The sequence below is a fragment of the Ectobacillus ponti genome (assembly GCF_024294785.1).
Taxonomy (GTDB): domain Bacteria; phylum Bacillota; class Bacilli; order Bacillales; family Bacillaceae_G; genus Ectobacillus; species Ectobacillus ponti.
Map to the genome: position 1 here is coordinate 561158 of NZ_JANCLT010000001.1, position 12100 is coordinate 573257.

The following is a 12100-nucleotide window of genomic DNA, read 5'->3' on the forward strand; positions in this document are numbered from 1 at the left end:
GCTCTGCATATACCTGAAGCTCTTCTTCCTCTGCTTCTGCAGCTGCTTCCGGTTCTGCCTCACGCTCTGCATATGCATGGGGCTCTTCCTCTGCCTCTGCAAACTCCTCCGGCTCTACCCCACGCTCTGCATATACATGGAGCTCTTCCTCTGCTTCCGGCTCTGCCCCACGCTCTGCATATACATGGAACACTTCCTCCGCTTCCATAGCTGCCTCATGCTCTGCATATGCATAGGGCTCTTCCTCTTCCTCCGCTTCCGCAGCTGCCTCATGCTCTGCATATGCATAGGGCTCTTCCTCCGCCGCAGCTGTAGTCCGCTCAGCCAGATCTATCTCTTCCTCAGGCGGCAGCAGTCCGTGCTTTTCCAGCCAAGCATCCACAACAGACCGGCTGTTAGCCGAGAGCACTAAGTCTGTAGGAGGCTGCTTCCGATGCAAATCATAGGATGGACGTTTGTAGCCAAACACCGGGGAAATCGTTTCTGTCAGCCGAAACGGCCGTTTCCTCGTCTCCGCCGCCGGAGCCTGCTCTGCCTTGCGAGGCAGTACAGGCGGTTCCGGCCTGTGTGGCGGCACTGCTGCTTCCGGTTTGCCCGGCAACACAGGCGGTTCCAATCTGCGCGGCGGCACTTCCGGTCTGCGCGGGCTCTCCCGCAGCACAGGCACCTCAGGCAAATCCAATTCCCGGCGCTGGGGCCGGACTGTAGAATAAACGGGCGGTTCCGGCGTCTTTTCTCGTTGTATGTATAGCAGGCTTTCTACAGGCTGAACCGGCTCCGGTGTTGTTTCACGCGGACGAAGCTCCGCTTGCACATCACGCGCGTCAATCGGAAAGCGAAATTTCCCGCCTGCCCGCTGCGGCATCTCTTCCTGCTGCACATCTCGTTCCTGCTTATAAGAGTAGCGGGCCAGTTCAAGAACGTCCGGAGCATGCTGCTCCTCCTCCTCTTTCTTAAACAGCTTTTTCATCCAATCAAGCATGTATGACCACTCTTTCTTTCTAAAGTAGCTTACATGTAAATCCTCTCCTGCTTACAGGCAGATTTACTAAATGAAACTTTCTTTATTGTAACAGCATTCGGCAAAACATGCAGGGAAAATTGCGCACATTTTGTCTAAGTCAACAAAGAAAAGGAGAGACAGAATACCATTCGTGCTGGTATCCCTGCCTCTCCTTACTTGCTGCCGCGCGGCCGGTTTTTTCCGAGAATAAAAACAGGCTCCAACTCTTTGTCCTCGTAGATAAAGGATAAAGCTGTAATCGGAATGCGGCCCTCCGCAAAGAATTTCATTGCCATTTGCGCCATGACATCGTATCCGACTTCGTTGCGTGCATCCATCACAATGAGCACATCCTGGTGCGGCACTGCCACCACCATTTCGCCGCTCATTTCCTTCTTGAGCTCCTCCAGCAGGGAATCATCCAAAATCCGGCTTGCATCATAGCCATCATTGCTGTTGAAGAAATAGAAGGTGTTGCCCGCCACCTCATCACGCTTCATCTTGCGGGGCAGCGACCGTACATTGAACAGAGCCATTTCCCGTACCTGCTGCTCCGTCAGACCGAGCTTGCCAAGCAAACGCCGGTCAAGCAGCCGGTACGTTGTATCCGAATCCAGCGCGTAGTAAATGCGGGTTTCGGCTGTATGCTCTGTTGTCACAAGCGGATTATCATCCTCCGCTTGCATCGGGAAGGAAGTGGAACGGATGACCGGCAGAATGCGGACCGCATCGCCTGTCTCCTCGCGCTCCATCGCCAGCAGGGCATTCTCCACATAGTACACGACCTCATCGATTGCCTTCTCCTTGCTGACCTCCCACTTGGCCACAATGCCGGGGATGGAAACCGTAATCCCTTTTTGCGTCTCCCGGTTTTCAATTCGAAGCGCATCCTTCTCCCGGTCATACTGAATCAACCATTCCGGGCGCTCGAGGCGCTTGGTGAGCTCGTCCTTCATCTTGCGGCTGTTCATCTTCATGCGGACAAGCCTGCCAGAAAGTCTTCAATCTGCTCCTGTGTTTTGCGGTCCTTGTTTACGAAACGGCCCCTTTCTTCTCCTTTGCTGTAGGCGACGAAGCTCGGGATGCCGAATACGTTCAGCTCCTGGCAAAGCTCCATGAACTGATCGCGGTCCACGAAATAGAAGGTGAAATCGGAGAACTTCTCCTCAACCTCGGGCATAAATGGTTTAATAAATACGCAGTCCGGGCACCAGTCGGCCGAAAATAGGAATACGGTCTTTTCCTCCTGCTTCGCAGCCTGAAACTGTTCCATGCTTTCAAGTGTTTTCATCACGATAGCCTCCTTTTGTTTCTGTTTCCTTTGTAATACAGACAGTCCTGTTCATGCAACTCTTATGCTTGATATGTATATTGTCCTATTAACAGCTTGGCAACATGCGTGAACATTTCCTCACGGTTCACATAGCCTGCGGTAAAAATGCCGATGGCCCCCTCGTTGCTGCGAATATCCTTCCGTCTTGTGTAGGCATCCATGACCTCGCTCAGCTCTTTGCCGGCCAGCAGCGGCTGTAAAAATTCATCTGGGAGCTTAATCCGGGCGCCCCCCGCCAGGAAGGTTGTCCCGTCAGCCGCCACCAGTGCCCCCCAGTTGCACAGAAACAGGCCGTATCCGGTTTCAATTACCCCGCCTTCCAGGCCGATTCCCACATCCGCACCTGTTTCCTCCAGCGCATGGCGGGCCCGGTTCACCGCGCCCTGCATTGTTTCTTCATCAGAGAAGGGCTGATTGCTGACCCCGGACGGCACAGAAACAGGAAGGATTTCGGCTTCGCCTGCCGCATGTCTCACCGCACCCACCTTTGTTTGATTCAATGAACCGACTGCAATTTTCATATGTAAGCTCCTTTTACGCAAAAAGGGGCACAGGGCCCCTTTTTATCCGTTATTTAGAATGGTTTCCACTGTTGTGCGGTCTGCTGCCCGGACAAGACGGATGAGCAGTTCTTTTGCCGCCGCATAGTCATCCACATGCATGACAGCCGCATGTGTATGAATATAGCGGGAGCAGATGCCGATGACGGCGGAAGGCACACCCCAGTTGCTCGTATGGACACGGCCCGCATCTGTGCCGCCTTGGGACACAAAGTACTGATATTTAATATTATGTGTTTCTGCCGTATCCAAAATAAATTCGCGCATGCCCTTATGTGTCACCATTGTCGGGTCGAAAATGCGAAGCAGTGTGCCTTGGCCCAGCTGGCCGAACTGCTTTTTGTCACCGGAAGCATCATTTGCCGGGCTGGAATCCAGTGCAAAGAACAGATCCGGATTGATCATGTTCGCCGCTGTCTGGGCACCGCGGAGGCCCACTTCCTCTTGTACGGTCGCGCCGGAATATAAGATATTTGGCAGCGTCTCACCGTGTGTTTCCTTCAACAGCTCAATTGCCAAGCCGCAGCCATAGCGATTATCCCATGCCTTGGCCATAATCTTCTTTGGGTTGGCCATTGGCGTGAACGGGCAAATCGGCAGAATCGGCTGGCCGGGCTTAATGCCGATGGCAATGGCATCATCATAGTCATCCGCACCAATATCAATCAGCATATTCTTCATATCCATCGGCTTTGCGCGCACTTCCTCGCTGAGAATGTGCGGCGGAATGGAACCGACTACCCCGGTGATCGGGCCCTTGTCCGTCATGATTTGCATGCGCTGCGCCAGCAGCACCTGGCTCCACCAGCCGCCGAGGGGCTGAAAGCGGATCATCCCGTTTTTCGTAATTTGCGTCACCATGAAGCCCACCTCATCCATGTGGCCGGCCACCATGATGCGCGGGCCATTCGCATCACCCGTCTTTACGCCAAATACGCTGCCGAGACGGTCCTGGATGATTTCATCCGCATATTTGCCAAGCTCCTGCTTCATGAAACGGCGCACCTCATGCTCAAAGCCGGGTGCTCCCGGAAGCTCTGTCAGTGTCCGGAACAGCTCCATTGTTTCCTGATTCATATGTATCGCCCCTTCTTTTTTCAGTCATCCCTTTTCTATTGTAGCGGACGGACGGGAATCTTTCTAGTTTCTTCTTTTTTCCCGCCATTTCGATTATACTGAAGAAAAGCCATCTACTGAATTGAGGTGAATCCCGTGAATTGGAAAAGTGTATTGCTTGGCGTGGGTGCAGGGTTTGCAGCCGGCTATTTTGCAGCAACGAAGCTGCAGGAGCACCGCCACCTGTCCTCTGAAAGGGCATTGAAGCTGGCAAAAGAAGCTTTCATGGAAAAAGGCGAAGTGACAGGCTCCTGGGTGCATATGGTGCCTGAGTCCTATGAAAAATTTGATTTGACGTATGAAGTGTACCGGGGCGGCATTACCGTTGTCATTGACGGGGAACAAGAACGCTTTGAGTTCTTGACCGATGCCAAGACAGGCAGCATCCTGGAGGTTATACCCGCGTAACAAAAATGAACTGTCCGCGCAAAAAAGGCTGTCCCAAGGAATTTTCCAGGGAACAGCCTTGATTTGTTATTGCGGTTGCAATTCCACTTCTTCTGCCGCTTCAGCCTCCTGCTGCGTTTGTTCATCATCCTCTTGCGTTTCCTGCTGCTCAGCGCTTGCAGACGAAATGGCATGCCAAGCCGCAAAATAGTCTGCAAGACAGTGCTCCAGATACCGGGCCAGCTCCATTTGCTGCTCAACTGCCTCAATCCCCTGCTGCATTTGCTCCTTCTTCGCATCCATATCCTGATGGATGGATGCAAACATTGCTTTGTAAGCCTGCAGCACCCGCTGGACTTCTTCATACATCCGCTGCTGCAGCTGCTTAAACTGTGCATCCAGACGGGAAAGAATCGCGCCATGCAGCTCCTTCAGCCGCTTGGATGCGTGTTCTTTCACTTCCGTCTGCAGGTCGTTCACCAGAGAATCTGCATGCAAATCATGCTTCTCCCGCTTAAACAACAACAGGCTCAGCAGCTTTTTAAAGAAGCCCTTTTCGACAATGTGGTTCTCAATTGTTTTGGCAATCACCTTCGGGTCAAGGAGCAAAGCCGCTCCCGCCAAAGAGACAGGCTCATAGAAAGAAGGCTCCAAAGACGGGACAACAATTTTCATGTCCACCGCCTCATACTCCTTATTGATGAAAGAAGACAGTTCCTGCACAATCTGGCGGAAGGCTCCAATTCCCTCCTGCAGTTCAGACTCCTTATGCTTGAGCTTCTCCTGCAGCTTTTGCTGCACCACCCGGAGCTGCTTCTCATAAAACTCCTCACTCAGCTTGCCGATCCTTTCCAAGTTCAGCAGCGGCAAAATTTCCTGGCGCAAAAACTCGTTGTTGAAGATTTTACTCTGCAGATCATCTGCTTTCCAGGCAATCAATCCTTCCAGGAACCGCTGCACCTGCACAGCAGCTTCCTTTTCTACCTTTTCCAGCAGCTGTGCTTCCGTCTTTTCCAAAAGCTCCACATACACCTTGCGAATATTTTCAATCAGCGCCTTCTCTACAATTTGCAGTTCCATCCCCTGCATATATTGGGACATTTCCTGCGCCTTGGCAGTAATCCCTGTATATGCTTCCTGTATTCTTCCCTTGTGCATGGAAAGGGAATTCAGGAGGTCCTGCTGCAATTTATTTTGCAGCTGGGCGGACAAGAAATCAATTTCAAATAGATGCTGCTTATAAGCCTCCACTGTCGCTTTTTGCCCGGCAATATAGTCTGTATACTCGATTAAGCGTGGCACGTTGCTTTTTTCCTGCACTGTCCGAAGCGTTGCCTCAATGCTGAAGAAATCCAGCAGATGGTCCATTTGTGAGCGCAGAAAGCTGATGGTTGTCATTTCCGGTTTGCCGCGGTATAGTGCACGGCAGTCGCGGAAGGCATTTTGCAGCTCATGCTGGTTCTCCGTAACCAACCGTTCACAGCCTGGAATTTTGGGCGCCTGTACGGACAGGAGATAGCTGAGTGCAGAGACTCCCATGATGCTGAAGCCCTTGTAGCCAAGTTCCTGGAGACGGCGGCGCAGATAGTCAAGGAAACGGACCGTGGACTTCGCTTCAGGGCTTCGATACATTTCATCCAGCTTATTCACAACAATCAGCAGAGAATAAAACTTGCCGCACTGTTCAAATTGCTTTTTAATATCCTGCAAATATTGCTCTTCACTGGCTGTCAAGTGCTTGGCATAATCAACAACGAACAAAATGATATCCGCCTGCCGGATCCAGCGGTAGGCCGGTTCCTTATGCCGCGCCCCGGCAAAATCCGGTCCGGGCGTATCCACAATGGTATACCGCTTCATTTGTTCTGTCCGCACTGGATAGTGAATCGTAATTTCCTTTTGCTCTTCCGTCAGTTCCGCATCAAATTGGGCGAGCTTAAACTGTCTGGTCATATGGGCATGAACGGCAGATGCATCCTTAAATACAAGCTTCTCATGGCCTTGCGCAACAGTAATACATGCATCATCCGTTGCTTTATAGAGGCAGGCTGTGGAGGTGGGGAGTTCGACACTGGCCGGTGCATACGCATCCCCCAGCAGACTGTTCACCACCACACTTTTCCCGGCTTTCTTTGTCCCCATTACGGCAACATGAAGCGTCTGGCTGCTTACCTGCTTGAAGCGCTGTGAAAGCTTCTGCAGCAAATGGGCATAGCCTTCTCCGTTCTCTTCGCTGGGCGACATGGCTCCCTGAATATATGACTCTGCGCTATCAATCATTTCCTGAAGCCCTTCGGCACGGTGAAGGAACGAGCGGATTCGTCGCGCATCCTCCTCCTCCCGCGCTATTGCGACTCGTATAGGCAAATCCAGATATATGATTTGCTGCATCACATGGCTGACAAAATCATAGTCCTCTGTATCCACAACAAGAGAATACTCTCCATTTTCCTCATACAAACAAACAACATCACTCAGACAAGAAACCGGCTGCTTGTGCAGGCTCGTCTGTACATAAGCGGGACAAGAAAACACCACTTCCTCCGCAATTTGCAGACGTGCCAGCAGCCTTCCTTCCAGATGCAATTCGTCAATAAATTGATATAATGGCTGGCCGCCTTCCAGTAAAAAATACATTCCTTCATTACTGTCCAAGAGGCGTACAACCTCTTCCCGATCCTGCAGTCCTTGCAGTATTGTTACCCTCATAGATGTGTTACTCCAATCCGCGAATAATCTTCTTCAGCTTCTCAAGCATCAGCTTGCGGTTTTCATAGTTTTCCTTTGCCGTTTCGTGCTCGGCGAATTGCAAATAGCGAATTTTTGTAGCGTTTTCCGCAATAAACATATCAAACTCTTCATGAAACAGCTTGTCATGCAGCAGGTTAATTTGCTTAATGACCGTGGACAAGAACGACTTTTCCAAGGCAATCGCGTTGGACACCGGTCCCTTCAGCGCCCTGATCAAGTAAGCAATATCCGTGTTGATTTCCTCTCTTGTCTCCTGCTTGCTCTTGGATTTTTGCGCCTGCGCCAACAGCCCCTCAATGTAGGCATTCTTTTCATAAAGATAGCCCTCACCGCTGGAAAACTCCTCCTCACATTGCTCCAGCGTACGGTACAGCATACGGGAGGTGCGCTCTGCAATCATGTCGGCATCGCCTTGGCCGACAAGCTGCAGCTTGTCAAACAGCAATTCCTCAAATTTCTCAACATCATGTCCCTTCAGCGCCACTTCCTCCGCAATTCTGGCAATGGTGTGCTCCAGTCTGGGGCTCATGGACTCTGCAATTGCAGGGAAATCGTTTATTACCTTAAGAATCATATCCTTTACATGCTCCAAGGTAGACGGCGTAATTTCACGATGGCTCAAAATCATTTGGATTAGCGGCTGCATATAGTACGGTTTGTCCTTAAATACCTGATCATCATACATGGCCAAACTGTAGAAATCCTGTTCAGACACATAGAATTTATTGCGTCTCGCTTCCCCTCCAAATGGGTAAAGAATCAGGATGTCAAACAAATCCGAGCTGAAGCGGTTGATTAAGTGGACGAAGCTTCGCTCATCATACGATACATCATGCAGCAATTCATTCAGGAAATTTACCAGCTTATCGTAAATCTCATCATAATACGGATTGTTGGATGTTAAATCCAATCCCCTTAAGAAAATGCTTACAATTTTGTTGTAAATGTCTTCAGCATTCTCATTGGCGATATTCACCAAGATTGTTTGGAACATGGAAGTGAACTCATGGTCAAGCAGCTTCCGCACATGCTTGTTGATTTCTTCGGGCACAAATTCGGTTGTATAAGCAGATGACACCTGTCTGCGTGCTTCTTCAACCGCCTGGTCATCGATGAAATAAAAATTCGCATCAATCATGGACATCAGCTTGTTCGTCAGCTCTTTATTCCGGGGGATTTCTTCCTTTAATGTATCCCGCAGCCGCTCCAGCTCCAGCTTGATGCTCTCGCGTGCCTGTCTGGCCAAGCCGAAGCTTAACTGGATATCAACTGTTTTGAACTTCTCAGAGTTGGTCAGATTGCTGTTGCTGTTCAGGATTGAGTTGAAAATTTTCTGCAGTTCACCTACGTTGCGGCCAATCCGCTTTTTGAGCACTTCAAATCTTTCATTTCTATAGTATTGGGACAGCTCGGTCAAGATATCATCAATTCCGTCCTGAAGCTCCAGCACCTCCAGCTTTTGCAATGCCCCTGCGCCTGGAAGCAATCCATGCTTTTGCAGATACGCATAGGCTGAACCGACGAAAATTCTCTCTTCTGTTACAATCTTAAACTTGTATACAGCGTCCTGCTTTAACGTGTTGGTATTTTTCACTGCATCCGAGACACCGTTTACCTTATCAATTTTATTTCCAAAAATAAACAGCTTTTCATGAAGCTTAATGCCGGCATGGTCACTTTCCTTCAGCAGCATGTTCAGCTGTGTGCCGAGCATATTTGGAGTCTCGCCGATATTTGTGACAAGAACAATCGCATCTGCCTGCTTCAAGCGTTCAATTGTCTGGTTTTCGTGAATTTTTGTGGGAGAGTCAAAGCCAGGCACGTCATAGATGACAACATTACGCAGGTTTTCCAGCTTTTCCGAGAAAATAGAGATATTCTGCACAGCTCTGGACTTAGAAGGATCCGTGATAAAGTGCTTAAACTGCTGTGTTTGCAGATGTTCACTTTCAAAGGTTACAGTTCCCTTATCCAAGTATTCCAAAATAATATGCTTGCCCTTAATGCAATCCTTAATGTCCTCTTCCGTTTTCCCGACATGTTCATTGTACAAGCGGGAGTTCGTCTCAATTAGACGCGAAAAGTATTCCTCGAAATTTGCAATCGGCAGCGTTTCAAAAGTCCAGTCCTCCGGGTTTGGAAAACCGACTTCCTTCAGCATTGTTGAGAAACGCTCATTGAATTGGGCTCTTGTTAAGAACGTCACTTCTGCCCGATTTTCCCCGTAGCGCAGTTCAGTGGAGGTGAAAGTACAACGGACTGAATCCCAAGGAAGAATGTCATCGGCAATCAAGGCATTGGCGAATGTGCTTTTTCCTGCCTTCTCCAGCCCCACAATGGCAATTTCAAAGTCGTCCTTCTCTAGTTTTTCCTTATAAATGCGGTTTTCTTGCTTTACTTCCTTTAGACGATCTGCCGCCTGATTGGAAACAAGTACACTCCGTTCATTGATTTGTACAATTTCAGCAATCATTTTGTCCAAATCTTCCAGGACAGAGATGTAGTGGTTCTTTTCCTTCAACCATAATTCATTCATACTCATACCTCTTCCGTACAATAATAGTTGTGATTCTCCCATATGAATCTCCCCTGAGCCACCTGATCAACAATTTGCTAAAGTGACCTGCTTCAAGGCGCTTTTACCAACACCCGTGCAACAGTTCCCCTGTCACTTAATTCACTTAAACTCAATATTTTAAAATTACATTTTTTCTACATATGCTCATATTTTACATCAGGGCATAATTTTTGACCATTTTATGAATAATAAATATATATATAAAATTATAAATTTTTATCGTTTTCCATCATGTTCTCTCCTTACGGCAGCTGCTGCGAAATGAGCCTGCAACAAGAAAGCCCCCACATTCTCTGTAATGAGGGGGCTTTCTGTCAGCCGCGCTTTATAGCTTCCTGTATTTGTCCTTCACGGTCCCATTTGATTGCGCGGTAATAGTGGTCATGGTAAAAGGTAAACCAGGCATTCCGCTCAATCCCATAGCCAATCCATTTCTGCTTTTGGCTGATGGAGGTCATGGGATAGTCATCATAAGCCATGACCCAGAGTACATTCTGATGCGCATGCGTCGGAAGAATGTCCCCCATATGCAGCAGCACCTCGCCGCCATCCTCGACAATCACAACAGCATGTCCATCACTGTGGCCGCCTGTATGCACCATGCGGATGCCCTCCGCTACCGTAATTTCCTCAGCGAAGGTTTGCACCATGTGCTGGACCGGCTCCCAATTTTCCCGCCAGTATGTATTGCGTGAGCGGATGTTTGGCTGCTGCATTTCCTCCCATTCGGTCTGCGAGACCAAAATAGCAGCGCTCGGAAACGCCGGTACAAGCTCCCCGTCCTCATCCTTCGTTAAGCCCGATGCGTGGTCGAAATGCAGATGCGTCATCAGGACATAGTGAATATCAGCCGCTGTCAAACCGAGCGCCGCCAACGATTCCTCGACTGCCGTCTCTTCGGTGACTCCTTGATTGCGCTTCATTTTGTCCGTCATTTTTCCTTTGCCGATGCCTGAATCAATCAGCATATTGCCATGCTTGGTCTGCAGCAGAATCGGATCGGTGCGCAGCGGAATCTGGTTTTGCTCATTATGCTCATATTTCCGCGACCAAAGCGCTTTCGGCACGACGCCAAACATTGCGCCGCCGTCCAAATTTGTGTTTCCGCCCCGAAGCCAGGTGGCTGTCGTTTCCCCAATGCGAAGTTGATCCATGTTCTTCCTCCCCTTTCTTCATTATTGTATCATACATCAGGAAAATTTCTCCTTCCCGAAAATCACCCATCCTGCGGTTGTGCATCAGAAAAAAAGCCTGTGCCGCGGATGGCACAGGCTTCGTTTCTTTATACCAGCACAGCTGCTTGCTCTGCCGTTTGTCCGGCTTCGGCTGTTCTCAGCGGGAACTTCGCCTCCACCCGGTAAATCCGGCTGCCGCGGCTGGAAAACTTCTCTTCGTACTCAGTCATGATATTGCCTTCAAAATCGCTGTTGTGCAAATCCAGGCTTAAGAACTTCAGCGGCATGCCATATTGGGAGAAGCTCATCAGCGAGTATTCAAACAAGCCCTGATTGTCCGTCTTGAAGTGCAGCTCGCCGCCTTCTGCCAGCACCTGCTCATAATTCTGCAGGAAGGACTTGTATGTCAAACGGCGCTTCTCATGGCGCGCCTTCGGCCATGGATCAGAGAAGTTCAAGTACACACGGTTGATTTCACCGTCCTCGAAGAATACAGTCAAATCCTTTGCATCCTTGTTCAGCAGCTTTAGGTTTGGCACCTCTTCATCAATCAGCTTTTGCAGCGCGTCCACAACTACACTGGAGAATTTTTCAATACCGATATAGTTAATGTGCGGATTCGCCTTTGCCATTTCATAGATGAAACGGCCACGGCCCGTGCCAACCTCAATATGAATCGGGTTGTTGTTTCCGAATTCTTCCTTCCATTTTCCCTTTTGCGGATCCGCAACAACAAACTGTGGATGAGCCGCAATTAAATCTAATGCATGTGGTTTATGTCTTAGGCGCATGTTTTCCTCTCCCTTTGCATGAAAAAACCAAGTACGGACGAGTGCACTCGGTTTTTCTCTCTAGTATAAAACGCCGTCCTCTGACGAACACTACAACCGAAATACTATGATAAAGGATGTGTTCTTCGTGCCACTTTCCCACCAGGACCAATTAACGGTGCTCCGCGATATTCTCAACAATCACCAATGCGATTGCTGCGGCACGGTTGCCGAATGCGAGCAAATGGAGCGCCTCATTAAATCATTGATGGCAAATGACGGCATCCAGGCTGATATGAAGTCCATGTTGAACGACGTGTATTATTACAGCCAGGCAGGCAAGTACTCTCCTGACCTGGACCAGCATATTTCCAATCATCAGGAACAGCTGACACAGTGGGTGTCAGACATGGATCAATTCTCGTAG

The 12100-nt window shown here is 49.4% G+C and carries 10 protein-coding genes and 1 pseudogene; 2 read left to right on the plus strand and 9 right to left on the minus strand.

Annotated features, from left to right (window positions below; genetic code table 11):
- The 5 genes and pseudogenes from NK662_RS02885 to NK662_RS02905 form a co-directional block, all read right to left on the minus strand.
- A pseudogene (locus NK662_RS02885) lies at nt 1-982 on the minus strand (hypothetical protein); the annotation flags it as partial.
- Nucleotides 983-1176: 194 nt separating this feature from the next.
- A complete protein-coding gene (locus NK662_RS02890) occupies nt 1177-1980 on the minus strand; it encodes a DUF1444 domain-containing protein (protein WP_254757156.1) in 804 nt (267 codons plus the stop codon).
- On the minus strand, nt 1977-2339 hold the full coding sequence (locus tag NK662_RS02895) for a thioredoxin family protein (protein ID WP_497717175.1): 363 nt from the start codon (nt 2337-2339) through the stop codon (nt 1977-1979). Before NK662_RS02895 ends, NK662_RS02890 begins: the two co-directional genes overlap by 4 nt.
- Nucleotides 2340-2356: 17 nt before the next feature.
- Entirely contained in the window at nt 2357-2857 is a 501-nt protein-coding gene (locus NK662_RS02900; protein ID WP_254757161.1) for a DUF84 family protein, read from the minus strand.
- A 42-nt stretch (nt 2858-2899) separates the two neighbouring features.
- The gene (locus NK662_RS02905) at nt 2900-3973 is read right to left on the minus strand and encodes a M42 family metallopeptidase (protein WP_254757163.1); all 1074 of its coding nucleotides are present in this window, start codon (nt 3971-3973) and stop codon (nt 2900-2902) included.
- 135 nt (nt 3974-4108) lie between these two features.
- Between NK662_RS02905 and NK662_RS02910 the strand changes: the two genes are divergently transcribed.
- Entirely contained in the window at nt 4109-4420 is a 312-nt protein-coding gene (locus tag NK662_RS02910) for a PepSY domain-containing protein (RefSeq protein WP_254757165.1), read from the plus strand.
- Nucleotides 4421-4486: 66 nt separating this feature from the next.
- Here NK662_RS02910 and NK662_RS02915 read toward each other — a convergent pair whose 3' ends face one another.
- The 4 genes from NK662_RS02915 to trmB form a co-directional block, all read right to left on the minus strand.
- Complete coding sequence (locus NK662_RS02915) at nt 4487-7108, minus strand: dynamin family protein (RefSeq protein ID WP_254757167.1); 2622 nt, start codon at nt 7106-7108, stop codon at nt 4487-4489.
- Between the two features lie 7 nt (nt 7109-7115).
- Complete coding sequence (locus tag NK662_RS02920) at nt 7116-9686, minus strand: dynamin family protein (protein WP_254757169.1); 2571 nt, start codon at nt 9684-9686, stop codon at nt 7116-7118.
- Between the two features lie 356 nt (nt 9687-10042).
- On the minus strand, nt 10043-10882 hold the full coding sequence (locus NK662_RS02925; RefSeq protein ID WP_254757171.1) for a YtnP family quorum-quenching lactonase: 840 nt from the start codon (nt 10880-10882) through the stop codon (nt 10043-10045).
- 128 nt (nt 10883-11010) lie between these two features.
- On the minus strand, nt 11011-11694 hold the full coding sequence (trmB, locus tag NK662_RS02930) for a tRNA (guanosine(46)-N7)-methyltransferase TrmB (protein ID WP_254757173.1): 684 nt from the start codon (nt 11692-11694) through the stop codon (nt 11011-11013).
- Nucleotides 11695-11800: 106 nt separating this feature from the next.
- Here trmB and NK662_RS02935 point away from each other — a divergent pair, with 106 nt between their 5' ends.
- A complete protein-coding gene (locus NK662_RS02935; protein ID WP_279663317.1) occupies nt 11801-12100 on the plus strand; it encodes a YtzH-like family protein in 300 nt (99 codons plus the stop codon).

Coding starts and splice junctions, on each gene's coding strand:
- NK662_RS02890 (WP_254757156.1), bottom strand. CDS start 1,980: ATGAAGATGAACAGCCGCAAGATGAAGGACGAGCTCACCAAGCGCCTC.
- NK662_RS02900 (WP_254757161.1), bottom strand. CDS start 2,857: ATGAAAATTGCAGTCGGTTCATTGAATCAAACAAAGGTGGGTGCGGTG.
- NK662_RS02905 (WP_254757163.1), bottom strand. CDS start 3,973: ATGAATCAGGAAACAATGGAGCTGTTCCGGACACTGACAGAGCTTCCG.
- NK662_RS02915 (WP_254757167.1), bottom strand. CDS start 7,108: ATGAGGGTAACAATACTGCAAGGACTGCAGGATCGGGAAGAGGTTGTA.
- NK662_RS02920 (WP_254757169.1), bottom strand. CDS start 9,686: ATGAATGAATTATGGTTGAAGGAAAAGAACCACTACATCTCTGTCCTG.
- NK662_RS02925 (WP_254757171.1), bottom strand. CDS start 10,882: ATGGATCAACTTCGCATTGGGGAAACGACAGCCACCTGGCTTCGGGGC.
- trmB (WP_254757173.1), bottom strand. CDS start 11,694: ATGCGCCTAAGACATAAACCACATGCATTAGATTTAATTGCGGCTCAT.
- NK662_RS02935 (WP_279663317.1), top strand. CDS start 11,801: ATGATAAAGGATGTGTTCTTCGTGCCACTTTCCCACCAGGACCAATTA.